Below are 26,925 nucleotides of genomic sequence, written 5' to 3'. Positions count from 1 at the left end.
CTATCTCTATCCCAACAGGAGGCATGGAGCATGGGTGCGAGCGGTGGATTTCCAATCGATCTGGTCCTTTTTGGGATGATCGCGGCGTTTCTGGTGCTGCGGCTGCGCAGCATCCTGGGCCGTCGGACAGGCTTTGAGCGCCAGGCGCCGCCCTATCAGCCGCCCGCGGCGCCGCGCATGGCGGCAGCCCCAGTGATCGAGGGGCGGGTTGAACCGGCGACGCCCGCCGCCCCGCAGACGGTGCCCGAGGCGACATCGCCGAATGGCCAGATTCTGGTTCAGATGCGGGAGATCGATCACGCCTTCGACGTCAACCGCTTCCTGGCCGGCGTGGATCAGGCATTCCGAATGATCGTGGCCGAGTTTGCCGCTGGCGACCGGGTGGCGCTGCGGGCGCTGCTGTCCGATGATACCTACCAGGCGTTCGAGCAGGCGATCAGCAGCCGTGAAGCCGCGGGCGAGGCGCAGATCAGCGAAATCAAGTCGATCCAGCAGCTCGCGATCGAGCAGGCGGCGTTGAAGGGCAAGGTTGGACAGGTGACGGTGCGAATCGTCTCCGACCAGATCAGCTATACCAGGGACAAGGACGGCAAGCCGGTGATCGGCACCGACGCCGTGACCGAGATCAACGACCTGTGGTCGTTTGAGCGCGATCTATCCAAACAGGACCCGACGTGGCGGCTGGTTGCCGCCCGCAGCGGTTGATCCGGTAAAGTCGTCCCAGGTCTGGTCATGGGTGAAAGGAAACCGCGGGTTGGTCTATTCGTGACCTGCCTGGTGGACCTGCACCGGCCGTCGGTCGCGTTCGCCGCGATCACACTGCTGGAACGCGCTGGTTGCCAGGTAGAGGTGCCGCGAGCGCAGACTTGTTGCGGCCAGCCTGCCTACAATACCGGCGACCGGCATACGGCGCGTGATCTGGCGACGGGTATCGTGTCGGCGTTCAACGGCTATGACTACATCGTCGCGCCATCCGGCTCATGTGCCGGGATGCTGAAGCAGCATTTGCCTCACCTGTTTGATGATGACCCCAACCTGCGCGCGAAGGCCGACGCGCTGGCGTTCCGTGTGTTCGAATTGACCAATTTCCTGACCGATGTCATGGGTATGCGGGATGGCGGCGGTGGCCGCATCGGCGGCAGCGTGACCTATCATGATGGTTGCTCCGGCCTGCGGGAACTGGGGGTCAAGCAGCAGCCGCGCGACCTGCTGCGGGCAGCCGGGGTCACGCTGGTGGAAATGGCTGAACCAGAGGTCTGCTGCGGCTTCGGCGGCACCTTCTGCGTGAAGTATCCCGAAATCTCCGAACGGATGGTGTCCGACAAGACGGCGGGCATCGTCGCGACCGGTGCGGAAACCGTGCTGGCGGGCGATCTTGGCTGTCTGCTGAACATCGCCGGGCGCTTGAAGCGGGAAGGGCATCGGACCCATGTTCGGCATGTGGCCGAGGTGCTGGCTGGAATGACGGACAATCTGCCGCCGATTGGCGAGGCAGGGAATGAGCCTGATCTTTTATGAGGGCAGGGCGATATCCGTCTTGTCGAAGTCATTCCCTTTGAACAGAGCGACAATGGCGGACGCGTCGATAAACATCAAAGTCGGTCGCTGATCTCGTCGTAGAAAGCCTTATCGGCATCCAACCCGGTGGCGGGGCGCGACAGCACACGATCCTGTAGCGGGCGTAGACGCTCCCGTAACGGTGTCACATTATCCAGACGCTGCAATTCGTTGCGCAAAGCCAGCCCTACGGCATCCGTCTTGCTGGTCGTCATGCAAGCTGCCAGCATTTCGGCCAACTCGTTAACCATTTCGCCGCAAATGTTGAGAGGCATAACAGGACCATTGTGTAGACAAAAGGTATAGAGTGTATTTACGTCTACGCGAAAATAGGCAAAAAAGCACGAGCGATATTTAGTGGCCTCGCAGGATCTGACTCAGGAACAGCTTTAACCGATCCGTCTGTGGGTTCTCGAACAACTGGTTTGGTGCCCCGCTCTCGACGATCTCGCCGCGGTCCATGAAGACAACCCGGTCGGCGACCTGGCGGGCGAAGCCCATTTCATGTGTCACGCAGACCATGGTCATGCCGGTTTCGGCCAGCCCGATCATGGTGTCGAGCACCTCCTTGATCATTTCCGGATCAAGTGCCGAGGTCGGTTCATCGAACAGCATGATCTTTGGCTTCATGCACAGCGACCGGGCGATGGCGACGCGCTGCTGCTGGCCGCCGGACAACTGGCCAGGATATTTCCTTGCCTGCTCGGGGATCTTGACCCGCCGCAGATAATCCATCGCCAGCTCTTCCGCCTCGGCCTTCGGCATCTTGCGCACCCAGATCGGCGCCAGCGTGCAGTTCTCCAGAATGGTCAGGTGCGGAAACAGGTTGAAGCTCTGGAACACCATGCCGACGTCGCGGCGGATGGTGTCCAGCGCCCGCAGGTCATCCGTCAGTTCCGTTCCGTCCACCAGGATACGACCCTCCTGGTGCGTCTCCAGCCGGTTGATGCAGCGGATCATCGTCGACTTGCCCGACCCGGACGGGCCGCAGACGACGACACGCTCCTTCTCCGCCACCGTCAGCGATATGTCGCGCAGCACGTGCATGCTGCCGTACCACTTGTTGACCTTGTCCAGCACGATGGCCGGCGGCTTGCTCAACATTGCATCGTCCACCGGTGGGCTGTCCTGGGCGTATTGAACGGCTTGGCTCATGATGCTGATCCCTGTTAGCGCTGGCGGGAGCGGTTGAGATCACGCTCCAGGCTTCGGCTGTACGTCGACATGGCGAAACAGAAGGCGATGTAGACCACTGCGAGGGCGAAGTAGATCTCGGTGGCGAAGCTTTGCCATGGCGGGTCGCTGAGCGCGATCTTGCCCATGGTCAACAGGTCGAAGATGCCGATGATCAGCACCAGGCTGGTGTCCTTGAAGAAGCCGATGAAGGTGTTGACCAGCGGCGGGATCACCAGCCGCAGTGCCTGCGGCAGGATGATCAGGCTGGTCTTCTTCCAGTAGCTCAAGCCCAGTGCGTCGGCGGCTTCCGCCTGGCCTTTCGGCAAGGCTTGCAGCCCACCGCGTATGACCTCGGCCAGGTAGGCGCCGGCGAACAGGATGAAGGCGATCTGCGCCCGCAGCAGCTTGTCGACGTTGACGCCTGCCGGCATGAACAGGGGAAACATCACGCTGGCCATGAACAGCACGGAGATCAGCGGCACCCCGCGGATCAGCTCGACATACAGGACGCAAAGCAGCTTTACCGCGGGCAGCTTCGTCGAGCGCCGTCCGAGCGCGACAAGGATCGCCAGCGGGAAGGAAAACGCCGCGCCGAACGTCGCCAGGATCAGGGTGATCGGCAGTCCGCCCCAGGCGTCTTCCGGGACCGGGGTCAGGCCGAAGATGCCACCCCACATCAGCACGCCGACCAGCGCCAGCGTCGCCACCCAGACCAGCAGCAGTTCCTTGCGCCAGAACCGCCGCATCCCGGAGACGACATACAGGCCGATGAACAACAGGACGACGATGGCCGGCCGCCATTGCTCATCGTATGGATAGCGGCCGAACAGGATCAGGCGGTATTTGTCCGGGATGATCGCCCAGCAGGCGCCGATCCCCTTGGCATTCTGGCAGATCGTGGTGTCCGGTATGCCCTTGTTGCTATAAGGCACGCTCCAGATCGCGTTGATGACGGCCCATTCAACAAAGCCGAACACGACACGGACGATGATGTAGCCCAGGACCAGCGTCAGGGCAGTGGACCACCACGAGCCCAGCAGGTTGGTGCGAATCCAGGCCCATGGTCCGGCCATCGCGACGGGTGGTTTTGTGCGGGACCCGGTCGGCAGGATACCGGCGGTGGCGGCGGATTGGCTCATGTCTCAGCGCTCCACCAACGCGATGCGCGCATTGTACCAGTTCATGAACAGGCTGATCGACAGGCTGATCGTCAGGTAGACCGCCATGATGACCGCGATGCCCTCGATCGCCTGGCCGGTCTGGTTCAGCGTGGTGTTGGCGATCGAGACGATGTCCTGGTAGCCGATGGCCACCGCGAGGGAGCTATTCTTGGTCAGATTTAGATATTGGCTGGTCAGCGGCGGGATGATCACCCGCATGGCCTGCGGCAGCACGATTTTCCGCAGCACTGCTCCGCGTCGCAGGCCCAGCGCGCCCGCGGCCTCCCACTGGCCTTGCGGCACTGCCTGAATGCCGGAGCGAACGATTTCCGCGATGTAGGATGCGGTGTAGGTGACGAGGCCGAGCAGCAGGGCGAAGTATTCCGGGCTGACGGTGCCGCCACCCTGGAAGTTGAAGCCGCGCAGGACCGGGCGGTCGATGGTGAACGGCGCGCCAAGGATCGCCCAGATGACCAGGGGGAAGCCGATCAGCAGCGCCAGCGCCACCGGCCAGACGGCAGGGCGGACGCCGGTGGCATCCTGCTGCCGGCGCGCTCGGCGGCTGTAAAGAATTGTGCCGATGATGCCCGCCGCGAAGCCCAGCAAGGCCCAGCTATGCGCCGGCTGCCAGTCCAGTTCCGCCAGCCTGGTGCCGCGGTTACACAGGTAGGCGATGCCACCCAGATGCCAGGCCTGCTTCGGCGCCGGCAGGCTTTGCAGCAACGTGTACCAGAACAGCAACTGGAGCAGCACCGGGATATCGCGCACCGTCTCGACGTAGAACGCCGTCAGTTTCGCCAGCAGCCAGTTCTTCGACAGGCGTCCGATACCAATCAGCACACCCAGGATCGTGGTCAGCACGATGCCGACCACCGCCACCCGAAGCGTGTTCAGGACGCCGATCAGCAGTGCCGTGCCGTAGGTGTTCACCGCCGGGTTGTAGGGGATCAGTGACTCGCCGATCGGGATGCCGGCTACCCTGCCCAAGAAGCCAAAACCGGTGGCGATATGCCGTGCCGCCAGGTTGGCGTTGGTGTTGCCGATCAGATACCAGACGATCGCCGCGACAAGGCCGACGATGACGACCTGCCATACGATCGAGCGGAACACCGGGTCGGACCAGGAGACACGGACCCCGCGTTTCGGAGCGATACGCGCCTGGATCAACCGCGGATCAGCGGTGGCTTCGGACATCAGGCGGTTCTTTCCCTCGTGCGACCATGGACAGAATTATGCAACAAATGCGCCATTCGTGATGCACACGTTGCAGCGCTGCACCTACTCAATTTGCAACACTCAGCCTTCGGGATCAACTGGCCGCGTCCGCAAGCGGAACCGGTGACTCGGATCGCGAAGGGTGGCAGAACCGGCGATGACGCCAATCCGGTGGATCAACGACCGCGGGAGCGAGTAATGAACGCACCTCTGACGACGATAACACCGCTTGTGCCGCCGCAGTCGCGTCAGGCGCACATCCTCCGTCAGTTGGAGCGCAAGCTGCTGTGGCTGTCCGCCTGGATGATCCACAACGCCAACCATATCCGCCCCAACCGCGACGGCCTGAAGGTGGGTGGCCATCAGGCGTCCTGCGCCTCCTGCATCTCGATCCTCGCGGCGCTGTACTTCGAGGTTGCCCGCCCGCAGGACCGCATCGCGGTGAAGCCGCATGCCGGTCCGGTGTTCCATGCGATCAACTACCTGTTTGGGCGGCAGACCCGCGACAAGATGGCGGGATTACGTCAGTTCGGTGGGGTGCAGCCCTATCCGTCACGGGTCAAGGACGGCGGCGAGGTCGATTTCTCCACCGGCTCGGTCGGCCTCGGCGTCGCGATGACCAGTTTCGCCGCACTGATGGCGGACTACACGCGGCTGCACGGCCTCGGGCGGACCGACCTGCCGCCCGGCCGGCAGATCGCCATCTGCGGCGATGCCGAACTGGATGAGGGCAACATTTATGAGGCGCTGCTGGAAGGTTGGAAGCACGATGTCCGCGATGTGTGGTGGATCATCGACTACAACCGCCAGAGCCTGGATTCCGTGGTGCCCGACCGGCTGTTCGGCCGCATCGAGGGCCTGTTCCGCGACATGGGCTGGAACTGCGTCACCATCAAGTACGGTCGCCAGCTTCAGGCCGCGTTCGCGCGCGACGGTGGTGAAGCATTGCGCGCCTGGATCGACGACTGCCCGAACAGCCTTTACTCGGCACTGACCTTCCAGGGCGGCGCGGCCTGGCGGCAGACGCTGCTGGCCGATCTCGGCCGGTCCAGGGCGCGCGCCATCATTGATGAGCTGAATGATGAGGAACTCGGCGCCCTGATGACCAATCTGGGCGGCCATGACATCGAGACGGTCATCGAGACGCTGCGCGCCGCCGATGCCGACGGCGATCAGCCGACCTGTTTCATCGCCTACACCATCAAGGGCATGGGGCTGCCGTTCGCCGGCCACAAGGACAACCACGCCGGCCTGATGAGCAAGGAGCAGATGGAGCAGTTCCGCCGCGACATGGGCATCCGCCCCGGCCATGAATGGGACCTGTTCGAAGGCCTGGACGTGCCGGAGGCGGAATTGCGCGATTTCCTGCGCGACTGCCCGTTCGGCACCACGCTGACGCCGCAGGGGCGGTGCCTGTCCGCGCCCGCGGTTCCCGTGCCGGCGGCATTGCCGCTGCCGAAGCTCGACGGACGCAAGATGTCCACCCAGGGTGGCTTTGGCGAGATGCTGGCGGAGATCGGGCGAGGGCAGGGGGACCTGAAGGACCTGGCGGCCCACATCATGACCACGTCGCCGGATGTGACGGTATCGACGAACCTGGGGCCGTGGGTGAACCGGCGCGGGATCTTCGACCGGCACACCCGCAATGACGTGTTCCGCGATTCGAAGCTGGCCTCGGCACAGCGCTGGGGAATGTCACCCAAGGGGCAGCATGTCGAACTGGGCATCGCTGAACAGAACCTGTTCCTGTTGCTGGGGGCGGCGGGATTGGCGCCGGGCATGGCGGGCGCGCGCGTGCTGCCGGTGGGGACGGTGTATGACCCGTTCGTCAACCGTGGGCTGGATGCGCTGCTATATGCCTGCTACCAGGATGCGCGTTTCCTGCTGGTCTCGACGCCGTCGGGGCTGACCCTGGCGCCGGAGGGCGGGCAGCACCAGTCGGTGAACACCCCGCTGATCGGGATGGCGGCGGACCGGCTGGCGAGCTTCGAGCCGGCCTACGTCGACGAACTGGCGATCCTGCTGCGTCATGCATTCGATTTCATGCAGCGGCCGGACGGTTCGGCGGTTTGGCTGCGGCTGTCCACCCGCGGGTTGCAGCAGAAGCTGCGTGACCTCGACCCGGCCGCGGTGATCGCCGGGGCGCATTGGGTGGTGCCGCCGGCCGATGGCGCGCGGATCGCGCTGGCCTATCAGGGCCCGGTGGCGCCGGAAGCCGAGACGGCGTTCGCCGAACTGGCGGCGGAGGAGCCGGGGGCGGGGCTGCTTGCAATCACCTCGCCCGACCGCCTGCATGCTGGCTGGCTGGCGGCCGCGCGAGCCCGTCGGGGCAGCGAACGGGGCGCGGTATCCCACATCGAGACAATGTTGGCGCCCCTGGCGCGTGGAGCGGCGCTGGTGACGGTGCTGGATGGGCATCCGGCGACGCACGCGTGGCTGGGAGCGGTGCGTGGGCAAAGGGTGGTGCCGCTGGGGCCGGACAGGTTTGGCCAAAGCGGGGATATTCCGGATCTGTATCGGGAGTATGAATTGGATGCGGATGCCATTCTGGATGCCTGCGCACAGGCATTGCTGGCGGTCTGATCAGGAGGCTTTCGGTTGAAGGCAATTTGACAGATTATATCGGCCAGGGCGCCCTTAGCTCAGTTGGATAGAGCAACAGCCTTCTAAGCTGTGGGTCGGTGGTTCGAATCCACCAGGGCGCGCCATCAGAACGAGATGCAATATATTACGGCCGCTCCGCATTTCGTTTCGTCGTTCCTATGGCCGGCTGGTGCAAGTCCGTGCCCAACAACAAAAGTGGCTATCGCACGCCGGGAACTGGATCCACTGCAACTTCACGCTATCATCCATTAGGCCTTCTTGAGCTTATCAGCCGCATGACCTGAGGTGTCCACCGTAGGCCGCCCGTCAGCCGATGGGTGGCCTTTGCTCACTGGCCGCCAGCCGGTTACCCGGTGCAGCACGGTCCGCGTCTCGTCTCCAGCGGCGATCCAACCCTGCATCTGTCTCGACCACTCCGCCCATACGACTTCCTGCCTGGGGCCATGGCGCACCTCGACCACTGTCGCGCTCGCGGGGGCCGTGTTCATGTCTCGGAAGGGCCGCTTACTTGCCACATAATGGCATTTATCACGGATCAGTAAGAAGATCAAATCGTTTCGGGAAAGCAGTTAAATGCCAGCCGCCGACGTACGGAAACTCCAGCTGGTCACGGCAAGCCAACTCAGCTTGCTCGCAGCGATCGCACAGAGCAGGAGCATTCCGAGGCGGCCAGGAACGCAAGAGCGTCCGTCCGCAGTGGCAAACGGTCTCGTATGGTGCAGTCATACACCGTATGATGTTCCACATTTGTTCCTCAGACAACTGCCAAGTTTAACCTGCTGCAGTTGCCGGACCGCATAAGCCTGTCCCGCCGAACAAACGAGCATCCCTTGACCAGAAGACTCGTCTTGGTAATGGGTATCCTGGCGCGCTTGAGGCGGCCCTACGCCCCGCCAGGACGCCTCCGCACCTTGATAATGCGCGGCCCGTGCACCTCCTTACATAGCGGGATAGAGCGTAGGTACGTGCATCATGGCTGGCTCAAAAACCGGCCATTGATGCGGAAAAAACATCCAGGCCGCAACGCCACTTCAACGCCGAGGCAATCTTCCCGCCGTCGCACCCTGCGCTTTACCGGATCGGCGAGAACGCGGCCGGCATCAGGAATGCGTTCTCCTGCTTCACCACGACACCAGGCGGATTGCGCGCCGGCCAGTTCCCGGTGGCGGCCGCCGCCGAACGCACGCTGAACCGCTCCGCCGCATCCTTGTAGGCCCAGATATGCACCCATTTGTTCAGCGCGCCGAACTCCGAATACCAACCACCGACCAGCGGCGAGAACTTCGTGCGGCCCTCGATCTTTTCCGACCAGCGCTCGATCAGGCCCGGCATTGCCCCGGCAATCAGCGTATACTGGCGCATCTCGAATAGCGGCCCGACCGTGCGCGGCTCGAGCGGTGGTGAAAACGGCGCTGGCAGGAACACTTCGCTATACTGCGCCACCACGAATTCACGAATTGGCGGCGGCCAACCAGCCTCCTTTGTCGCGGCGGCGCGCACGGCGGTGCGATGTTCAAAGCTGTCATAGGACCAGACATGGATGATCTGGTTCAGCGGCCCGACCTCGGTGTGCCAGAACGCCGCCAGCTTCGAATGCTTTTCGCGGACCGGCAGAGCCTCCCCAAAGCGCTTCTCGACCTCGGCCAGCGTGCCCGGCTGCAACGTATAGGTGCGCATTTCAATGATCATTGGTATTTACTCCCCTAATTTCCGATCGACGCAAAGATTAGGGCAAATGCGGGTGGCATGGAATGGCGGCCGACAGACCAATGCCGAAGCGGCAGAGGGCGTCGGCAAGTGGGGATCGGCTTTGTTCCAGACCATAGCGGTCGCGGCGATCGTCGCAGTGACCGCGCTAGCCGGTTGTGATGTTTCCAGCGCACCACCGGGAACGCCCGGGTCGCTTTCGGGCCACGTCAACGGCCGAACCGACGTTGTCATTGATGGCCGCTGGCGATAGCGAATACCGCTGTATAAAGTATGTGGACGATGTATTGCCGCGACGTGGACACGGTCGGCTGGTTCGGTCACGGCGGGCCTGCGCCGCATAGGTGCTGAAACAGAGCGGTGGGAGCAGCGTTCGTCTAGAATGTCATGTACGGCGGCGGCGTGAAGGCCTGCCTACAAACCGCTATTGTGACCCCACCAGAAGATCTATGCCCGCATGACCCTGAGAATTCCCGGCGCTGCGACAAAAGATGCATTTGGAGCATTTTCCGATCAAGTCGCTCCATTTTGAATCCGTCATGCCAGGGCTTGTCCCTACCCGATGCACACATCCTATGAACGACCTTGCTAGGCCCCGTGCGGTATGGGCTTGTCATCTGCCTCAAATCGAGAAGTGCATTGCGGAGCATGGGCATGACAGCCAACCCCTCGCTGTTCAGTGATCGTCGTTTGGAAGCGGCTTGGCTGGACATGCAACAGCGGCTGTGCGGGATGGGCCAAAAGCGGGTGCAGGTGCGCGCGCTGGGCGGCGACCGGGCCGGCGAGATGAGGATAAGGCGGTTCCTGCACAACCCCCGCGTGACCCCCGATGAGATGATCGAGGCTGCGCGGACGCACACCGCCGCCTTGGTGGGCGGCCGGCACGTGCTGGCGATCCAGGACACCACCAGCCTGCGCGACGATGGCAAGGACAGCGGCCACTACCTGCATCCGACGATTGCCGTGGACGCCGACGACGGCACCTTGCTGGGCGTCGTCGCGGCCAGCTTCCTGCTGCGCCGGGGCAAGCAGGCGGCGCATTGCAACAAACGAGCGTTCGGCGACAAGGAAAGCGCTCGTTGGCTGGAGGCGACGCAAGAGGCGGCGCGGCTGTCGGCGGCTGGCGCGGCCTGCGTCACCACGGTGGCCGATCGCGAATGCGACCTCTACGAGGCCTTCGCGCTGCGCCCGCCGACGACGGAGTTGCTGATCCGCTGCCACCACAACCGCGTGCTGGCCGACGCGACGCGGCTGTATGCCGCCCCCACCGCGCTGGGCGAACTGGGCGGCAGCGTGGTGCACGTGCCAGCCGCCCCCGGCCGCGCCGAACGCCAGGCCAAGGTGGTGCTGTCTGCCTGCCCGGTCACGCTGCGCCGGCCAAAGCGCAACCGCGCGGCGGAAGCCGCCCGGCTGCCGGCGAAACTGAGCCTGACCTACGTCGAGGCGCGGGAAGTCAATGCACCGCCGCGAGTGAAGCCGCTGCACTGGCGCCTGCTGACAACGCACCCGGTGCAAACCCTGCCAGAGGCGCAACGCATCATCGACTTCTATCGCCGCCGCTGGAGCATCGAGCAGGTGTTCCGGGTCATGAAAACCCAGGGCTTCGACATTGAGGCCGTCGAAATGCAGGACGAAGCGGCCTTCGAGAACCTTGTCGCCACCACCCTGATCGCCGCCGTCAAGGTCATGCAGATGGTGCATGACCGGGACGGAACCGCCGCTCGGCCGCTGACCGACGCTTTCGACCCCGACGATCAACCCGTGTTGCAGGCCGTTTGCACCACCCTCGAAGGCAACACCGCCAAGCAGAAAAACCCGCACCCCCCCGGCTCGCTGGCCTACGCCACCTGGGTATGCGCACGCCTCGGCGGCTGGACCGGCTACTACGGCAAGCCGGGACCCATTGTCATTCATGCCGGCCTCGCCCGCTTTAACGCAATGCTCATGGGATACCACATCGCAAGGCATCAGCCGGGCCATGCTTGACGCAGCAGCCGCCAGATCGTTTCCATGTTGTGTGAATCCGGTAGGGCTTGTCCCGGCCATCTTCGCACCAACGGCTTGGGGGCGGATGGCCGGAACAAGTCCGGCCATGACGAATTGGTGCAGCTTGATCGAAAACCTCTCTATTAGTCAGCAGCCACCAAGCTGACTTGGCAGGGGAAGACAACGCTTCCCACGGTCGTGCGCCGCCAATTTCAACAGTTGCGAAAAGTAACGACTAATCAACGTGGCGGATACTACAGATCCCGTCAGGCGCTCGGGCCTTCCCGCCGTACATGACGTACGCCGTCCGCGCCAGCGACGAAAAGATCTTGTGCAATGCCGATGAACAGCCCGTGCCCGACGATGCCGGCCCGCGCGCCCAGTTTGGCGGACAGCGCGGTGGGATCGGTGATCGGTCCAAACCGGCTGTCCAGGATCATGTTTCCCTGATCGGTGCGAAACAGCACGCCGTCGACCTCACGGGGTATGACGGCAGCACCCAGCGATTGCAGGAAGCGCGCCTGAGAGCGCCAGCCGAATTCTAGCACTTCCACCGGCAAGGCCCAGTGCGTGCCGAGCCGGGGGGACAGCTTGCTTTCGTCCACCACGATCACCTCCCGCCGGCTGGCCTGAGCGACGATTTTCTCGCGCAGCAATGCGCCGCCGCCGCCCTTGATCAGGTCGAGCGAAGGGTCCACCTCGTCGGCCCCGTCAATGGTGATGTCGATCTCCCGGGGAATGTCGTCAGCCAGCAAGAAGATGCCAAGCTCCCTCGCCGCCGCTTCGGTCGCGCGGGACGTGGCGATGGCGACGATGTCCCTCAGGCCGCCTGCCCGTAGTCGTTCCGCGATGTTGCGCGCGGCAAAGATTGCCGTGGAGCCGGTACCTAGTCCGACCACCATGCCCGGTTCGACCAGCGCCGCCGCCGCCTCGCCGGCCCGCTGCTTCAGGCTTGTCATCCGCGCTGGCTCCGATAGCGGCGGATCAGCGCATTGGTGGAGGCATCATGCGTCAGCTTCGGCTCCGCCCCGTGATCCAGTTCGGGGATGATGCGGCTGGCCAGCGCCTTGCCCAGCTCCACACCCCACTGATCAAAGCTGTCGATGTCCCAGATCGCGCCCTGGGTGAACACGCTGTGCTCATACAGCGCCACCAGGCTGCCGAGTGTCGCGGGATCGAGCGTTTTCGCCAGGATCATGTTGGTCGGCCGGTTGCCCTGCATGACGCGGAACGGCGTCTGGAAGGCGGGCGAGCCTTCGGCTTTCAGCTCAGCCTCCGTCTTGCCGAAGGCCAGCGCCTCGGCCTGGGCGAACAGGTTGGCCATCAGCAGGTCATGCTGTTCGGCCAGCGGGCTGAGCGGCTGGCAGAAGCCGATCATGTCGCAGGGGATCAGCTTGGTGCCCTGGTGAAGCAACTGGTAGAACGAGTGCTGTCCATCCGTGCCAGGCTCCCCCCAGATGATCGGCCCGGTCTGGTAGTTCACGACATGCCCATCCAGATCGACGTGCTTGCCGTTGCTCTCCATCTGAAGCTGCTGCAGGTAGGCCGGAAACCGCGCCAGATGCGCCGCGTACGGCATGATGCCCAAGGTCTGGGCGCCAAAGAAGTTGTTGTACCAGACAGTCAGAAGACCCAGCAGCAGCGGCAGGTTCTGGGCCGGGCGCGCGGTGCGGAAGTGCTCGTCCATGGCATGAAAGCCGCTCAGCATGGCGCGAAAGTTGTCCGGCCCGATCGCCAGCATCGTCGATAGGCCGATCGCCGCGTCCATCGAGTAGCGGCCGCCGACCCAGTCCCAGAAGCCGAACGTGTTGGCGGGATCAATGCCGAACTTGGTAACCGCGGGGATGTTGGTGGAAACCGCGGCGAAATGCTTCGCCACCGCCGCCTCCGATCCAAGCTTCGCCACCAGCCATGCCCGCGCCGTCGCCGCGTTAGTCATCGTCTCCAGCGTGGTGAAGGTCTTGGAGGAGACGATGAACAGCGTCTCCGCCGCGTCCAGGTCAACCGTGGCCTCGTGAAAATCCGCGCCATCCACATTGGCGACGAAGCGGAAGGTCATCGACCGGTCGCTGAACGGGCGCAGCGCGCGATACGCCATCTCCGGCCCGAGGTAGGATCCGCCGATCCCGATGTTCACCACGTTGCGGATGCGTTTGCCGGTATGGCCGGCAAACGCGCCGCTGCGCAGCCGCGTCGAAAAGTCCGACATTGCGTCCAGCACCTTATGGACGTCGGGCACCACGTCGGCGCCATCAACCGTGATGCTGCTGCCATGCGGCGCCCGGAGCGCCACGTGCAGCACGGCTCGGCGCTCGGTGATGTTAATCGTCTCACCCGCGAACATCGCGTCCCGCCGTTTCGCCACGCCCCGCTCTTCCGCCAGTTGCAGCAGCAGCCGCAGCGTCTCGTCGGTGACGCGGTTTTTCGAGTAGTCTAGGAACAGGCCCGCGCCTTCGACCGCGAACCGCTCCGCCCGACCGGGGTCATCAGCAAACAGGGTGCGCAGATGCACGTCCTTGATTTGCGCATGATGCGCCGTGAGTGCCTGCCAGGCCGGCGTTGCGGTAAGCGCGGTCATCGGCGTTCTCCGGTGTTCAGGCCAGGACCTTGCTCTTGGCCTCGATCGCGCCCAACAGTTCATTCCAGGACTTGACGAAGCCCTTCGCGCCTTCGGATTGAAGCTGTGTCGACAACGCCGTCAGATCGATGCCCGCCTTGAGGTGCGCGTCGAGCGTCGCGTCGAAATCGCCGCCATCGCGTGGCAGTGCGTGCGTGGTCTTGCCGTGATCGGCAAATGCCAGCAGCGTCTCTTCCGGCATCGTGTTCACTGTGTTCGGCGCCGCGAGGCCGGCGATATACAGCGTGTCCGAGGCGGTCTTGTCCTTCGTGCCGGTGCTGGCGAACAGCAGCCGCTGTGCCCGCGCTCCGACATTCGCCAGCCGCTGGAACCGGTCGCTCTCTAGGATGTCTCGATACGCCTTGTAAGCTTGCCGGCTCACCGCCATTCCCAGGGTGTTACGCAGGTCTGCCGGAACCTTGTCTTTCACCGCGACATCCCATCGGCTGATGAACAGCGAGGCAACCGAGCGTACATCCGCCGAAAGCCCGGCTTCAACGCGCCGTTCCAGGCCCTTCATGTAGGCATCGGCCGCCAGCTTGTACTGATCAGTGGAGAACAGCAGCGTCACGTTGACCGGCACGCCGGCATAGATGGAATCCTCGATCGCCGGCAGCCCTTCGGGGGTGCCGGGGATCTTGATGAACACGTTTGGCTTGTTCGCCTGATCGTGCAGCGTCTTGGCCTGCTCAACCGTCTGCTTGGTATCGTAGGCGAACACCGGCGATACCTCCAGCGAAACGAAACCGTCCACGGTGCCGGTGCGCTGATGGATCGGCAGGAACAAATCGGCCGCGCGGCTGAGGTCCTGAACAGCAAGGTTGAAGAACAACCCTTCGCCTGATGCGCCGGCATCCAACTGCCGACGAATTTCCTTGTCATACCAGGAACTGCGCGAGATCGCGTTGTCGAAGATCGTCGGGTTGGAGGTCAGGCCAGTCACGGACAATTCATCAATGTAGCGCTTCAGCGTCCCGCTATCCAGCAGGTCGCGCGTGATGTTGTCGAGCCAGAGGCTCTGACCGAGCCGGTTGAGTGCCTTGGGTGCGTCTGAGGCCATGGATCAACTCCTTTGTCGTTTGCCGAATAGAACAAGATCGGCCGGCTACGGCAGGTCCTCCATTCAACGACCGGCCGCCTGCTCCAGCCCATATATGGCTGCCCCGAGCAGGGCGGCGTTGATCACGATGACGTGAACCGGCACCGTGCGCAGCAAGTCGGCGAAGCGGCCCTTGGCGGTAAAGGCGCGCATGAAGGCGCCGTCCTGAAGCTGCGGCACCATCCGCGGCGGCATGCCGCCGGCTAGGTAGACCCCACCGGTCGCCATTACCTTCAGCGCGAGATTGCCCGCCTCCGCGCCCCAGATATCGATGACGATGCGCAGCGTCTCGGCCGCCAGCGGATTATGATCGGCATCCGTCAGCCCGGCATCGACAATCACCGGCGTACGATCAGGAGCGGCCCGCAACAGCGCGGCGAAGTCGAGGCTTTCGGATGTAGGATCGAGCGACCGGACATAGTCGTACACGTTTGGCAGACCAGAGCCGGCGCAAACCCGTTCATAGGCCGCATGACGAAATCGTTCGGTCACGAAGGCCCAAAGTCCGGCCTGGACCTGATTGGTCGGTGCGAAATCCGCGTGGCCGCCTTCCGAGGCACAGGCGATGTAGTCCGTACCGCTCCAGATCAGGAACGCCTCACCTAGCCCTGTGCCCGGCGCCAGCACCGCGATCGGCGCATGCGGTTCGGCTTCGCCGGGATTGATTTCGACCGTTTCTTCCGGCTGCAAATGCGGCACCGCATGAGCGATGGCCTGCAGGTCGTTCAGCAGCGTCACCCGTTGCAGGCCCAGGCCCTTGGCCAACGCGACTTCCTCAAGCTGCCACGGCAGGTTGGTCAGATGCGCGCGCCCGTCGATCACCGGGCCGGCGACGTCAAAACAGGCGGAGGTGGCCTGGACGCCGGTATTGGCCAGGAATGTCTCGACGATCGGCTGAAGGTCTAGGTAATCAGCGCTGTGGAACGCCTGCTCGGCAACCAAGGCGCGCGGTCCCGCCTGTGAAGAGACGAGCGCGAGCCGTGTCGTCGTGCCGCCGATATCGCCCGCGATTAATATCATCCCGCGCTTCTCCTTCCAGACCGGCTGGATCTGTTCAAGCGGCCAACCATCCGCCTGTGGCATCCATACCTCAGCCAACGGCACAAAACAGCGCGAACAATCACACGGGTCAATGCGTAACGGATTATCTGGGTCAGACATAGCGGATTCCAGTCCTCCAGGACGGCCAGATCTTGGTTTGCCGACGAAAGCTGGGATGCGGCTTGAGGTAATTCGTTCCGAGGATTACAGCGCTGCCGGGTTTGTTCAATTTACCCAATGGTGCCGGTCATCGCGCAACACGGCATGCTTGTGGACCGGCACGGCTTTGGCCGCTTGCATAAGATCGTTCTGATCTTGCTGTTAGCGTATTATACCAATCCGGCGCCTGACGAGGTCAGGCGCCGGAACGGCAAATCAGACCGAGAACAAGACCTATCTGCTCCAGGCGCTCCACCTGAAGCGAGTAGGCCCCTCTGATCTGGTCATCGAAGCGACCGCCGAGCGAATGCCCCATGATAGATCACCAGGACAACAATCGCCCCAATGATGGCCACGATCAGGCTATAGATGTTGAAACCGGTGACGGGAGCGGCTCCAACCAACGAGAACAGGAAGCCACCGACGAATGCGCCGACGATGCCAAGCACGATGTCGAGGAGAAGGCCTTCTCCGGTCTGGTTGATGACCTTGCTTGCGATGAACCCGGCGACAAGGCCGAGAACGAGCCAGGCAATGATGGACATGATGTATTCCTCTTGTTGTGGGGTTCCGTCCGGCGCGTGTGACACTGGGCGGCAGTATGCTCTCGTCCACCGAACAATACGCCGGCGACGGTTGTCGTTGCGGTGTCAGGCTGGTTCAGATCTTCCGCGTGCGCGGAGGCGCCACGTCAGTTGTTGCAGGCGAAACTTTCTTGGCCGGGATCTGCTTGATCTCGACGTCCTCGCGGCGCACGATGTCGCGCACGGTTTCGAGACGCTCCGACGCCCGCTTCCGTACCGTGAGCTCCTCGGTAACGAAAGCCTGCTTGTCGACGACCGCTTCTTCGCTGGTCTCCGTCACCTCGATTGTCTTGTCGATGAAATCCGCGTGGGTGATCGGACGCCAATCAGCCACCGGACGTCGGTCAAGCGTCACCTTCTCATCGTGCAGCGTTACCTGCTGCTCGACCGGCGTCTCGACAGCGAAGCGGCGGATGCGGGTGCGGCCGCGGTTGACCAGGCGCTTGCCGACCGTGAGGCGTTCTTCCGAAAGCTGGATGGCATCGGCATCACGACTGCCCGCGCTGCTTCCCGCGACCTCGGCCGGTGGCCTTCGCGGCACGGCGCCACGAAGCGGCTCATGTGTAGCCGTCCTCGTCTGGGCTAGGCTGGCACTACGGTTGTCAATGTCGATCGGGCCGTGGCTTTCCAGAATCCTTGTCGCACGCGGCACCTGCGCCTCCCGCACCTTGGCGGTGACGACGGCTGAGCCGCTGGCGACGCTTCGGTCATAGGCCGCCGCCGCATGCTTCGGCGCGCTGCCGAACAGGCTCGACCAGAAGTTCGGCTCGCGGCTCTGTTGCGTTGCGGTCGCGCTCGATGCATTGGCATGGCCGGTGTGAACGCTGATGGCATTTTCCGGAATACCCAATGTCTCCAGGTCCTGCGCGGCCCGTGCCGCCTGTGCCGGCGTGTCATAGGCGGCGACGATTATGTTACGTCTCATCGTGCTTTATCCCTTGATGATCGGGTTCTGCTGGCGGCCTGATAGCCATCCCAATATCGTTCCGCATGAGGCTGTCAGGTCTGGTGCGCGCAACGATGCGGTGCCGCCATCGCACGACAATGGTTTCGACAGCGGGCGTCATGGTCATTACGCGATGCGGGTGGACTGCCTTGAGGATCAGCGTTCGCTGCGGCGCGACAAGGTGTCGCGCATCGCGTCCTTGGCACCACCGACGGCATTCTGGGTCTTGCCTGCGGTCTGCTCCGCCGCTCCCTCCGTCTGCGTCTTGCTGTCGCCGGTGACCTTGCCGGTCGCTTCCTTGAAGAAGCCAGAAATCTTCTTGCCGATTCCGGCCTTGCGATCCTTGTCCATTGAACAGCCCTTCCCATCCGTTGGGGCTTCGCCGGCGGATTCCGACGATGCACGATGCGGAATAGGCGACGTTCGTTGAGAAAATCCAGTAAGCAAAATCAGTTATTTAGTCGCTGATCCACAGGTTGTTTTGCACCAGCCTAAGGGTAGATTTATACTAGCGACCTGACGGACGCTTCGCTTTCCTTTTACTTGTCCGTGACTTTGCGGTCGCTCCCAGGCCGCGTTCTCGCGCCCATACAATGACGGCGCCACGCTTTCGAATGCCGAGTTTGGCGTAAATCACCGACACGTGATTCCGAACCGTGTTCCGCGAGATGCCGAGCGTGCTGGCGATGTCGTCGTCGGAGAGGCCTTGTGCAACCAGTGCGAGCACTTCGCGAGCCCGTTCAGGCAACGCGGCAACCTCGGGCACCTTCCCGGGGGAGCGGCCGGTGCTGGTGATGGCGGCAAGCTTCTCGACGATCTTCTGGCCGAGCCATGAAGTATCCTGCATGACGGCTTCAACGGCGGCGAGCAGCGCGGTCTCCGTCTGCTTTCGCTCGGTCATGTCCAGCATCACGCTCAGCACGCAGGGTTCCTGGTTTATCTCCACGATGTCGGCCGACATCAGATAATCACCCACGTCGCCGCCCTTGGTGCGAAGCTGTATCTCGACACTGCGCAGATGCCGGGTCTGCTTGAGCTGACGTCCAAGCTGCTCGCGCACCTCACCCTGGCCCCAGACTTCCAGTTCCGCCTCGCCACGGCCGACCACCTCTTCCCGACGCCAGCCCGTCGCCGTGGTGAAAGCGCTGTTGACGTCCAGGATGCGCAGCCCGTCCAGTGTCAGGATCGCCATTGGTCCTGGCGCCATGTGGAACGCCTTGGCGAACCTTTCCTCGCTGTGCCGCAAGGCGGTTTGCGCCTGATGACGCAGGTGCAGATCGGCGAAGGTGAACAGCATGCAGGCCTCGTCGCCGATCTCGATCGGCTGACCGCCAAGCAGCACCACCTTTTCCCGCCCGTCCGGCAGGATCAGGCATCCTTCCATTTGCGGGATCGTCTCCCCGGCATGCAGGCGCTTGACAGCCAGATCCCGCTTCTCGGCACCTTGCAGAACGTCGATCTCGTGCAGCGAGCGGCCGATGATGCCGTCGCGCCGAAATCCCGTCATTTCCAGAAAGCCGTGATTGACCTTGACGTATCGCATGTCCGACAACCGCGCGATGACGGCCGGCGCCGGGTTGGCCCCGAACGCGCGCTCGAATCGCTCCTCGGCGTTGAAGCGCTCGGTCTCGTCGTTGACGATCAGGACGAACACGTCGGGCTCCCGGTTCACGTCCGTGACCACCAGGGTCCTGATCTGGTGGACCTGGTGCTTTGCCTCGCCGCGCCGGCTGACCTGCACAACCAGCTCACTGAAGGTCTCGCCAGCCAGGAGCCGGTCCATCGGATAGTCCTCGGGCGGGATTGCTTCGTTGTTGATGTACCTGAGCTCGAAGTGGCGCCGGTATTCGCTGACGGTTCCGCCGAGGTCCCGCACGTCCTTGACGCCGTGCAGCGCCAAAGCCGTGTCGTTGGCCCAGGTAATCGTCTGGTCGGGCGCGATCATCACGACGCCCTCGGTCAATCCAGCAATAATCTGCTGTAACTGGGTTCTGTCCGCCGGCCGGCTGGGAATGCTTTTGGTCATATCCCGACGGTAGCACGACAAGCGCTTCAGCCAGACTGATCAACTTGCCGCGTCCCGGGCGCCTGCTCCTCCGCTCAGGCGCGTCCATTGCCGGGAACGACCTTCAGCGAATGCGTCGCTTGATGACAGCGGTTGTCCTGTCTCGCGGCGTCCATTCCCGATGTCGCATCGCCTGCACGATCACGCTGCTGCTGATTCCAGCTCATGTCCTTGCACCAATGACGACAAGGCTTTAGGTCGCGACCGAAGGAACATCGCCGCCATGACCTGGTCGATCGTTGCCCATGACCCGAATACCGATGCATTCGCCGTCGCCGTCGCCACCAAGGCGTTCGCTGTCGGCGCATCGTGCCCCTTCGTCCGTGCCGGCATTGGCGCGGTGTCCACCCAATCGATGACCAATCGGTACCTGGGTCCGGCGATTCTGGATGCCATGGCGCGTGGATTGGCCCCCGACGCGGCGATATAGGGTGCGCTGGCCGGCGATGAGGGACGCGGCATCCGTCAGGTTCATGCCATTGATCATCATGGCCGCACCGCCGCCTGGACCGGTGGAAACTGCGTTGACTGGTGCGGCAGCGTTTCCGCCGGCGGGATCAGCGTGGCCGGCAACATGCTGACGGGCGAGCCGACGGTCGCCGCCACCCTGGCCGCCTGGAAGGCCAGCCGCGACTTGCCCATGCCGGACCGCCTGATGGCCGCGATGCAGGCCGGGGAGGATGCCGGCGGCGACAGCCGCGGCAAGCAGTCCGCCGCCATGGTCATGGTCACCACCGAGGATTTCCCGGACCTGAACCTGCGCGTTGATGATCACCCCGAGCCGCTGCGGGAACTCCGTCGGCTGCTGGCGATCTGGCAGGTGGAAGGCGTGGCCCGCATAGGCCTGGCGCCGTCCAAGACCAACCCATCCGGCCAGACCGACCTGGACGCGATCGAGGCCGGATGGATCGCGCAAGGATCGGACCTGCGGTTCCGGCGGTAACGGTCAAGAAAATCTCGCTGACTTGATCGAGGCCGGCGACATCGCCAGGTTGGCGCCGACCTTGGGCTGGCCATCGGGCAGCGCATGGACACCAGTCAGCAACTCGGCAGGCCGCCCGTGGCCGGCAGACGCCGGGGTGAGCAGAATGCTGCCGGCGAACGTCGGCAAGCGCATGGAAACTCATGGCATGACAGGCGGTGGGTCCGCCAGTTCGTTAGCCGTGGCTGGCGGAAACACTGGCCTCATATCCCTCCGATCGGATCGCGTCTGCCAATTGGTCGGTTCTCGCCTGACTGTCGGTTCTGACGGTTCCAGCCGCCAGATCGATGTCCACCCGCGCATCTGGATCGATGCGGTGTATCGCGTTGGTGACAGCACGCTCGCAGTGCGCGCAGGTCATTCCCTCTACCTTGAACATGAGCATGGTTGAACCTCCTTCGACTGTTATCGGTCTGCACGCCTGCCTAATAGGAAGGTCAAGCCCCTCTCACCCCTTGACCTTCCCATGATGGGAAGCCTCATGTGGCAGGTCAGTGGTCGGAGCGAGCGGCATGGATCAACACATTCTCGAACGCGGACAGCACGGATTGACAGCTTCCGAGACACGGCTGGACGTGGGCGTGACCGCGATGAACTGTGCGGCCTGCGTTCGCCGGGTAGAGCGGGCGATTGCCGCCGTGCCCGGCGTCGAGGCGGTAACGGTCAATCTTGCCACCGAACGCGCGTCGATCACCCCAGGCGCCGGCTTTGACACTGCCCGTCTGATCGACGCGCTGGCGGCGGCCGGCTATCCCGCGGCGACGGAGACCATTGATCTGGCAATCACCGGCATGACCTGCGCGTCCTGCGCGGGCCGCGTCGAACGGGCGCTGCTGGCGGTGCCAGGCGCGTGTTCGGCCGAGGTCAACCTGGCGACGGAACGGGCGCGGGTGCAGGTGATCGCCGGCGCGGCGGGCCTGAACGAGCTGGCCGCTGCTGTCCGCCGCGCCGGCTACGACGCCGCTCCCATCGAAACCGCCGGCGCACAGGGTGGCACAGCGGCCACGACCCGTGACCGGACCGCCTGGCTGGATGGGGTGATGGCGGCATTCGCGCTTGCCTTTGCCGCTCCTCTTCTGTTGCCCATGCTGCTGATGCCGTTTGGCGTGAACCTGGTGCTGCCCGGTTGGGACCAGCTTGCCATAGCCGCGGTCGTCCAGTTCGTGTTCGGTGCCCGGTTCTACCGCGGCGCCTGGAAAGCCTTGCTGAGCGGCATGGGGAACATGGATACCCTGGTCGCCCTCGGCACCAGCGCGGCTTTCGGGCTGAGTCTTTGGGAACTGGCGGAGGGCCGCGCCGGCCATTTTTACTTTGAGGCCTCGGCCGCGGTGATTGCCCTGGTGCGCATCGGCAAATGGCTGGAGGGCCGTGCGCGGCGCCAGGCCGGGGAGGCCATCCGCGCGCTGGAGCGGCTGTGGCCGGATCGCGCCAGGGTCCGCCGCGACGGCGCCGAACGCGATATTCCGGCCGCCGAACTGCGCCCGGGCGACTGGTTGGTCATCCGGCCCGGCGAGCGCATCGCCGCCGACGCAATTGTGCGGGAAGGTATAGGTAGCGCTGACGAGAGCCTGCTGACGGGCGAGAGCCTGCCGGTCGCAAAGGACGTCGGCAGCCGCATTGTCGGCGGCTCGCTCAACGGCGAGGCGCTGCTGCTGGCGGAGGTGACGGCAACCGGCGCCGAAAGCCAGCTCGCGCGGATGGTGCGGCTGGTAGCGGACGCGCAGTCGGCCAAGCCGCCGGTGCAGCGTCTGGTGGACCGCGTGAGCGCCGTCTTCGTTCCCCTCGTGGTCGGTATCGCCGTGCTGACGTTCCTGGGATGGTGGTTGGCTGGCAGCGGCTTCGAGCTGGCGGCGGTGAATGCCGTTGCCGTGCTGGTAATCGCATGCCCTTGCGCGCTTGGGTTGGCGACACCGGCAGCCATCATGGTCGGCACTGGCATCGCCGCCCGGCACGGCATCCTGATCCGCGACGCCGCGGCGCTGGAGCAAGCCGGTGCTATCCGCTCCGTGGTGTTCGACAAGACCGGCACATTGACCGCGGGCCGGCCGGAACTGGTCGCCCTGGAGCCTGCTCCTGGCGAGACCGATCAAAATGTATTGTGCTTGGCGGCAGCCTTGCAGGCCGGCAGCGAGCACCCTCTTGCTCGCGCCGTCCTGGCCCGCGCTGAAGGGCGCGACGTTGCGGCCGCCCGCTCTGTGCGCGCCCTTCCGGGGCGGGGTCTGGAGGGTGAAGTCAAGGGCCGCGCGCTCCGGCTCGGCAGCGCCCGGCTGATGCATGAGACCTGGGTGGACCTCGGTCCCCTTGCCCAGGCGGCCCGCACTTTGGAAAGTCAAGGTCGGACGGTTTCCTATCTGGCCGAAGGCGACCGGCTGCTTGGCCTGCTTGGCTTCGGCGACGCGCCCAAGTCAGGAGCGGCGGAGGCCGTTGCCGCATTGCGTGCCCGTGGGCTGCACGTCGTGCTTCTCACCGGCGACAGCCAGGGTGCCGCCGACACGACCGCGCGCATGCTTGGCATCGACGACGTGCGGGCCGGCGCGCTGCCCGCCGACAAGGCCGAACTGATCGCCACCATGCGGGCACGCGGACCAGTCGCGATGGTGGGCGACGGCGTGAACGACGCGGCGGCATTGGCTGCGGCCGATCTCGGCTTGGCCATGGCTACGGGGACGGACGCCGCCGCCGCCGCGGCTGGCATCACGTTGATGCGCGGCGACCCAGGATTGGTGCCGGCGGCGCTGGACATCGCGGCGCGCACCTTCCAGCGCATCCGGCAGGGCCTGTTTTGGGCCTTCGCCTACAACATCGTCGGTATTCCACTGGCCGCCGCGGGGCTGCTCAGCCCGGTCGTGGCGGGCGCCGCGATGGCGTTCTCCAGCGTCAGCGTGGTTGGCAGCGCGCTGCTGCTGCGGCGTTGGCGGCCGGAGACGGGTCTATGAACATTGGCGAAGCCTCCACGGCGACCGGCGTCTCCGCCAAGATGATCCGCTACTACGAGAGCATCGGGCTGATCAGGCCAGCCGAACGCAGCGACGCCGGCTATCGCCGCTATAGCCCGGCTGACGTGCAAACGCTGCGCTTCCTGAAACGCGCCCGTTGCCTCGGCTTTTCGGTGGATCAGATGCGCGGCCTGCTGGCGCTGTGGCGCGATGAGAAGCGTGCTAGCGCCGACGTGAAGCGCCTGGCGCTGGCGCATGTCGCGGCGCTTGACGCGAAGGCTCGCGAAATCGCTGAAATGAGCAGCGCACTGCGCCACCTGGCCGAACGCTGCGAAGGCGACCATCGACCCGGCTGCCCGATCATCGACGATCTCGCCGAAGCCGCCGCGACCCAGGTCAGGCCATCGCCACGCGCGCCAGCCACCGGGCAGGTCAGGTATCGCTCTGCCGTCTCACCGTCTCGTTAGGGAACCTTCCCATATGGGACACGCCTTCCTGGACAACGTGGTCAACCAGCCTGGAAGTTTCCCATGCAGAATCTGTCTACCGAAATGCGCGCTTGTGTTGAGGAACGTCGACAATGCCATGGCACCTGCCTTGGCATGGCCTCGCACCACCGCCTCGAAGTCGGCGGCAGGTATGTTGAGCCCCGGCATTCCGCCTCATGCTGGCCTGCGCGGAGATCTGCCGGACCTGCGCCGTGATGATGTTGATCAATACTGAATTCCATAAACGCACCTGCCGCGAATGTGCCGAGATCCGCGCGGCCTGCGCCACGAGCTGCGAGCAGGTCGGCGGCATGGAGGACTGCGTGAAGGCCTGTCGTGCCTGCGTCGACAGTTGCCGGAAGATGGCAGCGTGAACACCCGGACTTTATGCAGGTGATCCCGACCTGGCTGCACGACGTGTCGATTGCCTACCTGCTGCTTGGCGTAGTCTGCATGGTCATCATTGCAATCGATGTCGTGCGGCACAAGCAGCACATGTGGATCATGAACGTTGTCTGGCCGGTGACGGCGCTATTCGGGACGGTCTGGATCCTCTGGCAATATTTTGCCTACGGCAGACTTGCGACGCACGACAAGATGCACGCGGCCATGCAGCGAGATGAGGACCCGCCGAACCAGCGGGAAACGCCATTTCCGGTGATGGTTGCCAACGGTGCCCTGCATTGCGGCAGTGGCTGCACGTTAGGCCGAACTTTGCTGTGTTTTTGAGCCATCCGGTTGATTACCAAGGAAACGTGCCACGAACGTAGTCAAGCATTTGGCGAATTTCTCCTTGACACAGGCCGAACCGGTTTGATTCTATGCCTCATGCACATCGCCAAGGTCCCAAACCGTAACGCCAAACCGTCCTTCCTCCTGCGCCAAACCTATCGCGAGGACGGCAAGGTCAAGAACCGCACGCTGGCCAACCTCTCCAAGCTGCCGGTCGAGCGCATCGAGACTCTGCGTGCTGCCCTGCGTGGCGACCCGCTCGCCCCGGTTGGTGACAACGGCTTCGAGATCCGCCGCTCGCTGCCGCATGGCCACGTGCTTGCGGCGCTGAGCGTGGCACGGCGCATCGGCCTCGACGATCTGCTGCCGCGCCGCGCCCCGCCGCGCCGCCGTGACCTGGCGCTGGCGCTGATCGTCGCCAGACTGCTCGACCCGGCGGCGAAGCTGGCGACAGCGCGCATGCTCGACAGCGCCACCGCCAGCCACTCGCTGGGTGAAAGCCTCGGCCTTGGCTGCGTTACCGCCGGCGAAATCTACACCACCCTCGACTGGCTCGGCAGCGAGCAGGCCTTCATCGAAAACCAACTCGCCCGCCGCCATCTGAAGAACGGCGCGCTGGTGCTCTACGACGTCACCTCCACCTACCTCGAGGGCCGCTGCTGTCCGCTGGCCCACCACGGTTACAGCCGCGACAGCCGTGGCGATCGGCCGCAACTGGTGATCGGCCTGCTGTGTGCCGCGGATGGTTGCCCCGTGGCGGTCGAGGTGTTCGAGGGAAACACCGCCGACCCGGCCACCGTCGCGGCGCAGATCAGCAAGCTGAAGCAGCGCTTGCGGCTGCGCCACGTGGTGATGGTCGGCGACCGCGGCATGCTCACCGCCGCACGGATCGAACAAGCCCTCCGCCCCGCCGGCCTAGACTGGATCACCGCGCTGCGTGCCCCGGCGATCCGGCAACTGGCGGAAGGCGGACAGCTGCAATTCTCCCTGTTCGACACCCGCGATATGGCTGAGATCAGCAGCCCGGATTATCCCGACGAACGGCTGGTGGTGTGCCAGAACCCGCTGCTGGCGGCGGAACGCCAACGCAAGCGTGACGCGTTACTGGCGCTGACCGAGGCCGACCTGAGCAAGATCCAGGCCCGGGTGACGCGCGCGAAGAACCCTCTGCGCGGGGCTGGGGACATCGGCCGCGCGGTCGGCGCTCTCCTGGGCAAACGCAAGATGGCCAAGCATTTCGCGTTGACCATCACCGACGCCGCATTTGACTTCACGCGCAAGGCCGAAGCGATCGCCGATGAAGCCAGGTTCGATGGCTTTTACGTGCTGCGCACCAACCTCCCCGCCAAGCAGATCGATACCGCCGGGACCGTGCGGGCCTACAAAGCCTTGGCCCAGGTAGAGCGCGCGTTCCGCTGCCTCAAGAGCGTCGATCTGGACCTGCGGCCGGTGTTCCATTGGACCGCGCCGCGGGTACGCGCGCATGTCCTGCTGTGCATGCTGGCGTATTACCTGGAGTGGCATATGCGCCAGCCGCTGGCGCCGATGTTGTTCGACGATCATGACCGCGCGTCGGCCGAAGCAGAGCGGACGTCGCCAGTGGCCAAGGCCAAGGTCTCCAAGGCGGCTTATCGCAAGGCCTCGACGCAGCGCGTGGTGGACGCTAGCGGCGAGCTCCAGCCGGTGCACAGCTTCCGCACCCTGCTGGGCGATCTGGCAACATTGGCCCGAAACACCGTCTGCTTCGCAGGGCAGAAGATGCTTACCGTTCAGACCACCGCAACGCCGATACAGCGCCGCGCACTCAGTCTGTTGGGGGTCGAATTGACGGCAGCGTAGACAGCAAGCAGGTGGGGTCCGGAGTCGGATCA

General features: G+C 64.1%; 24 protein-coding genes, 1 tRNA gene and 1 pseudogene. 11 read left to right on the top strand and 15 right to left on the bottom strand.

All coding sequences use genetic code 11. The features are described 5' to 3' along the window. Positions 1 to 30 precede the first annotated feature (30 nt). Both ACQY4S_RS04110 and ACQY4S_RS04105 read left to right on the top strand, forming a co-directional pair. A complete protein-coding gene (locus ACQY4S_RS04110; RefSeq protein WP_428483920.1) occupies positions 31 to 705 on the top strand; it encodes a Tim44/TimA family putative adaptor protein in 675 nt (224 codons plus the stop codon). Between the two features lie 27 nt (positions 706 to 732). Further along, positions 733 to 1,518, top strand: a complete 786-nt coding sequence (locus ACQY4S_RS04105) for a (Fe-S)-binding protein (RefSeq protein ID WP_428483919.1) — start codon at positions 733 to 735, stop codon at positions 1,516 to 1,518. A gap of 74 nt (positions 1,519 to 1,592) precedes the next feature. Here ACQY4S_RS04105 and ACQY4S_RS04100 read toward each other — a convergent pair whose 3' ends face one another. From ACQY4S_RS04100 to ACQY4S_RS04085, 4 genes are all read right to left on the bottom strand, one after another. After that, positions 1,593 to 1,832 (bottom strand): type II toxin-antitoxin system VapB family antitoxin, encoded by a 240-nt coding sequence (locus ACQY4S_RS04100; protein ID WP_428483918.1) that lies wholly within the window; start codon positions 1,830 to 1,832, stop codon positions 1,593 to 1,595. Positions 1,833 to 1,911: 79 nt separating this feature from the next. Continuing rightward, on the bottom strand, positions 1,912 to 2,661 hold the full coding sequence (locus tag ACQY4S_RS04095; protein WP_428484632.1) for an amino acid ABC transporter ATP-binding protein: 750 nt from the start codon (positions 2,659 to 2,661) through the stop codon (positions 1,912 to 1,914). 65 nt (positions 2,662 to 2,726) lie between these two features. After that, entirely contained in the window at positions 2,727 to 3,872 is a 1,146-nt protein-coding gene (locus tag ACQY4S_RS04090) for an amino acid ABC transporter permease (RefSeq protein ID WP_428483917.1), read from the bottom strand. A gap of 3 nt (positions 3,873 to 3,875) precedes the next feature. Then, positions 3,876 to 5,087 carry an amino acid ABC transporter permease gene (locus ACQY4S_RS04085; RefSeq protein ID WP_428483916.1) on the bottom strand — a complete coding sequence of 404 codons (1,212 nt, stop codon included), beginning with the start codon at positions 5,085 to 5,087 and terminating at the stop codon, positions 3,876 to 3,878. Positions 5,088 to 5,306: 219 nt separating this feature from the next. On the opposite strand from ACQY4S_RS04085, the gene ACQY4S_RS04080 reads away from it, so the two are divergent. Then, entirely contained in the window at positions 5,307 to 7,691 is a 2,385-nt protein-coding gene (locus ACQY4S_RS04080; RefSeq protein WP_428483915.1) for a 1-deoxy-D-xylulose-5-phosphate synthase N-terminal domain-containing protein, read from the top strand. A gap of 48 nt (positions 7,692 to 7,739) precedes the next feature. After that, a tRNA-Arg gene (locus ACQY4S_RS04075) sits at positions 7,740 to 7,816 on the top strand. Between the two features lie 967 nt (positions 7,817 to 8,783). Here the strand turns inward: ACQY4S_RS04075 and ACQY4S_RS04070 are convergent. Beyond that, entirely contained in the window at positions 8,784 to 9,401 is a 618-nt protein-coding gene (locus tag ACQY4S_RS04070; protein ID WP_428483914.1) for an NIPSNAP family protein, read from the bottom strand. 672 nt (positions 9,402 to 10,073) lie between these two features. Between ACQY4S_RS04070 and ACQY4S_RS04065 the strand changes: the two genes are divergently transcribed. Continuing rightward, complete coding sequence (locus ACQY4S_RS04065; protein ID WP_428483309.1) at positions 10,074 to 11,405, top strand: IS4 family transposase; 1,332 nt, start codon at positions 10,074 to 10,076, stop codon at positions 11,403 to 11,405. Between the two features lie 266 nt (positions 11,406 to 11,671). Here ACQY4S_RS04065 and rpiA read toward each other — a convergent pair whose 3' ends face one another. The 8 genes from rpiA to ACQY4S_RS04025 all read right to left on the bottom strand — a co-directional run bounded on the left by rpiA (position 11,672) and on the right by ACQY4S_RS04025 (position 19,877). Further along, positions 11,672 to 12,364 carry a ribose-5-phosphate isomerase RpiA gene (rpiA, locus tag ACQY4S_RS04060; protein WP_428483913.1) on the bottom strand — a complete coding sequence of 231 codons (693 nt, stop codon included), beginning with the start codon at positions 12,362 to 12,364 and terminating at the stop codon, positions 11,672 to 11,674. Next, positions 12,361 to 13,983: a glucose-6-phosphate isomerase gene (gene pgi, locus ACQY4S_RS04055; RefSeq protein WP_428483912.1), complete on the bottom strand. Its 1,623-nt coding sequence runs from the start codon at positions 13,981 to 13,983 to the stop codon at positions 12,361 to 12,363. Before pgi ends, rpiA begins: the two co-directional genes overlap by 4 nt. Positions 13,984 to 13,999: 16 nt before the next feature. Then, complete coding sequence (tal, locus tag ACQY4S_RS04050; RefSeq protein ID WP_428483911.1) at positions 14,000 to 15,082, bottom strand: transaldolase; 1,083 nt, start codon at positions 15,080 to 15,082, stop codon at positions 14,000 to 14,002. A gap of 63 nt (positions 15,083 to 15,145) precedes the next feature. Continuing rightward, positions 15,146 to 16,141 carry a glucokinase gene (gene glk, locus ACQY4S_RS04045; RefSeq protein WP_428483910.1) on the bottom strand — a complete coding sequence of 332 codons (996 nt, stop codon included), beginning with the start codon at positions 16,139 to 16,141 and terminating at the stop codon, positions 15,146 to 15,148. 464 nt (positions 16,142 to 16,605) lie between these two features. Further along, complete coding sequence (locus ACQY4S_RS04040; RefSeq protein WP_428483909.1) at positions 16,606 to 16,866, bottom strand: GlsB/YeaQ/YmgE family stress response membrane protein; 261 nt, start codon at positions 16,864 to 16,866, stop codon at positions 16,606 to 16,608. Positions 16,867 to 16,981: 115 nt separating this feature from the next. Then, positions 16,982 to 17,830 (bottom strand): YsnF/AvaK domain-containing protein, encoded by an 849-nt coding sequence (locus ACQY4S_RS04035; RefSeq protein ID WP_428483908.1) that lies wholly within the window; start codon positions 17,828 to 17,830, stop codon positions 16,982 to 16,984. A gap of 177 nt (positions 17,831 to 18,007) precedes the next feature. Next, on the bottom strand, positions 18,008 to 18,202 hold the full coding sequence (locus ACQY4S_RS04030) for a CsbD family protein (protein WP_428483907.1): 195 nt from the start codon (positions 18,200 to 18,202) through the stop codon (positions 18,008 to 18,010). 157 nt (positions 18,203 to 18,359) lie between these two features. Continuing rightward, a complete protein-coding gene (locus ACQY4S_RS04025) occupies positions 18,360 to 19,877 on the bottom strand; it encodes a PAS domain S-box protein (RefSeq protein ID WP_428483906.1) in 1,518 nt (505 codons plus the stop codon). Positions 19,878 to 20,037: 160 nt separating this feature from the next. On the opposite strand from ACQY4S_RS04025, the pseudogene ACQY4S_RS04020 reads away from it, so the two are divergent. Then, positions 20,038 to 20,859 (top strand): annotated as a pseudogene (locus ACQY4S_RS04020) (DUF1028 domain-containing protein). Between the two features lie 3 nt (positions 20,860 to 20,862). On the opposite strand, the gene ACQY4S_RS04015 reads toward ACQY4S_RS04020, so the two are convergent. Together ACQY4S_RS04015 and ACQY4S_RS04010 are read right to left on the bottom strand one after the other, a co-directional pair. After that, positions 20,863 to 21,027 carry a hypothetical protein gene (locus tag ACQY4S_RS04015; protein WP_428483905.1) on the bottom strand — a complete coding sequence of 55 codons (165 nt, stop codon included), beginning with the start codon at positions 21,025 to 21,027 and terminating at the stop codon, positions 20,863 to 20,865. Between the two features lie 46 nt (positions 21,028 to 21,073). Then, positions 21,074 to 21,283 (bottom strand): heavy-metal-associated domain-containing protein, encoded by a 210-nt coding sequence (locus ACQY4S_RS04010; protein ID WP_428483904.1) that lies wholly within the window; start codon positions 21,281 to 21,283, stop codon positions 21,074 to 21,076. Between the two features lie 127 nt (positions 21,284 to 21,410). On the opposite strand from ACQY4S_RS04010, the gene ACQY4S_RS04005 reads away from it, so the two are divergent. The 5 genes from ACQY4S_RS04005 to ACQY4S_RS03985 all read left to right on the top strand — a co-directional run bounded on the left by ACQY4S_RS04005 (position 21,411) and on the right by ACQY4S_RS03985 (position 26,893). Beyond that, a complete protein-coding gene (locus ACQY4S_RS04005; protein ID WP_428483903.1) occupies positions 21,411 to 23,834 on the top strand; it encodes a heavy metal translocating P-type ATPase in 2,424 nt (807 codons plus the stop codon). Then, a complete protein-coding gene (cueR, locus tag ACQY4S_RS04000; RefSeq protein WP_428483902.1) occupies positions 23,831 to 24,301 on the top strand; it encodes a Cu(I)-responsive transcriptional regulator in 471 nt (156 codons plus the stop codon). The genes ACQY4S_RS04005 and cueR overlap by 4 nt, the downstream gene beginning before the upstream one ends. A 197-nt stretch (positions 24,302 to 24,498) precedes the next feature. After that, entirely contained in the window at positions 24,499 to 24,696 is a 198-nt protein-coding gene (locus tag ACQY4S_RS03995; RefSeq protein ID WP_428483901.1) for a hypothetical protein, read from the top strand. A 19-nt stretch (positions 24,697 to 24,715) separates the two neighbouring features. Further along, positions 24,716 to 25,051, top strand: a complete 336-nt coding sequence (locus ACQY4S_RS03990; protein WP_428483900.1) for a hypothetical protein — start codon at positions 24,716 to 24,718, stop codon at positions 25,049 to 25,051. 99 nt (positions 25,052 to 25,150) lie between these two features. Beyond that, positions 25,151 to 26,893: an IS1634 family transposase gene (locus ACQY4S_RS03985; protein WP_428483124.1), complete on the top strand. Its 1,743-nt coding sequence runs from the start codon at positions 25,151 to 25,153 to the stop codon at positions 26,891 to 26,893. Positions 26,894 to 26,925 lie beyond the last annotated feature (32 nt).

Source organism: Rhodopila sp. (genome assembly GCF_965276935.1).
Lineage (GTDB): Bacteria > Pseudomonadota > Alphaproteobacteria > Acetobacterales > Acetobacteraceae > Rhodopila.
Note: the sequence above shows the minus strand (reverse complement) of the source record. Positions and strands in the feature narration are given on the sequence as shown.

Excerpts from the sequence above, each read along its gene's own strand:
- ACQY4S_RS04035 (WP_428483908.1), bottom strand. The coding sequence starts at position 17,830 with ATGAGACGTAACATAATCGTCGCCGCCTATGACACGCCGGCACAGGCG.
- ACQY4S_RS04085 (WP_428483916.1), bottom strand. The coding sequence starts at position 5,087 with ATGTCCGAAGCCACCGCTGATCCGCGGTTGATCCAGGCGCGTATCGCT.
- rpiA (WP_428483913.1), bottom strand. The coding sequence starts at position 12,364 with ATGACAAGCCTGAAGCAGCGGGCCGGCGAGGCGGCGGCGGCGCTGGTC.
- ACQY4S_RS04110 (WP_428483920.1), top strand. The coding sequence starts at position 31 with ATGGGTGCGAGCGGTGGATTTCCAATCGATCTGGTCCTTTTTGGGATG.
- ACQY4S_RS04030 (WP_428483907.1), bottom strand. The coding sequence starts at position 18,202 with ATGGACAAGGATCGCAAGGCCGGAATCGGCAAGAAGATTTCTGGCTTC.
- ACQY4S_RS04010 (WP_428483904.1), bottom strand. The coding sequence starts at position 21,283 with ATGCTCATGTTCAAGGTAGAGGGAATGACCTGCGCGCACTGCGAGCGT.
- pgi (WP_428483912.1), bottom strand. The coding sequence starts at position 13,983 with ATGACCGCGCTTACCGCAACGCCGGCCTGGCAGGCACTCACGGCGCAT.
- ACQY4S_RS04090 (WP_428483917.1), bottom strand. The coding sequence starts at position 3,872 with ATGAGCCAATCCGCCGCCACCGCCGGTATCCTGCCGACCGGGTCCCGC.
- ACQY4S_RS04105 (WP_428483919.1), top strand. The coding sequence starts at position 733 with ATGGGTGAAAGGAAACCGCGGGTTGGTCTATTCGTGACCTGCCTGGTG.
- tal (WP_428483911.1), bottom strand. The coding sequence starts at position 15,082 with ATGGCCTCAGACGCACCCAAGGCACTCAACCGGCTCGGTCAGAGCCTC.
- ACQY4S_RS04100 (WP_428483918.1), bottom strand. The coding sequence starts at position 1,832 with ATGCCTCTCAACATTTGCGGCGAAATGGTTAACGAGTTGGCCGAAATG.
- ACQY4S_RS04005 (WP_428483903.1), top strand. The coding sequence starts at position 21,411 with ATGGATCAACACATTCTCGAACGCGGACAGCACGGATTGACAGCTTCC.
- ACQY4S_RS04040 (WP_428483909.1), bottom strand. The coding sequence starts at position 16,866 with ATGTCCATCATTGCCTGGCTCGTTCTCGGCCTTGTCGCCGGGTTCATC.
- glk (WP_428483910.1), bottom strand. The coding sequence starts at position 16,141 with ATGATATTAATCGCGGGCGATATCGGCGGCACGACGACACGGCTCGCG.
- ACQY4S_RS04080 (WP_428483915.1), top strand. The coding sequence starts at position 5,307 with ATGAACGCACCTCTGACGACGATAACACCGCTTGTGCCGCCGCAGTCG.
- cueR (WP_428483902.1), top strand. The coding sequence starts at position 23,831 with ATGAACATTGGCGAAGCCTCCACGGCGACCGGCGTCTCCGCCAAGATG.
- ACQY4S_RS04095 (WP_428484632.1), bottom strand. The coding sequence starts at position 2,661 with ATGTTGAGCAAGCCGCCGGCCATCGTGCTGGACAAGGTCAACAAGTGG.
- ACQY4S_RS04025 (WP_428483906.1), bottom strand. The coding sequence starts at position 19,877 with ATGACCAAAAGCATTCCCAGCCGGCCGGCGGACAGAACCCAGTTACAG.
- ACQY4S_RS03995 (WP_428483901.1), top strand. The coding sequence starts at position 24,499 with ATGCTGGCCTGCGCGGAGATCTGCCGGACCTGCGCCGTGATGATGTTG.
- ACQY4S_RS04065 (WP_428483309.1), top strand. The coding sequence starts at position 10,074 with ATGACAGCCAACCCCTCGCTGTTCAGTGATCGTCGTTTGGAAGCGGCT.
- ACQY4S_RS03985 (WP_428483124.1), top strand. The coding sequence starts at position 25,151 with ATGCACATCGCCAAGGTCCCAAACCGTAACGCCAAACCGTCCTTCCTC.
- ACQY4S_RS04070 (WP_428483914.1), bottom strand. The coding sequence starts at position 9,401 with ATGATCATTGAAATGCGCACCTATACGTTGCAGCCGGGCACGCTGGCC.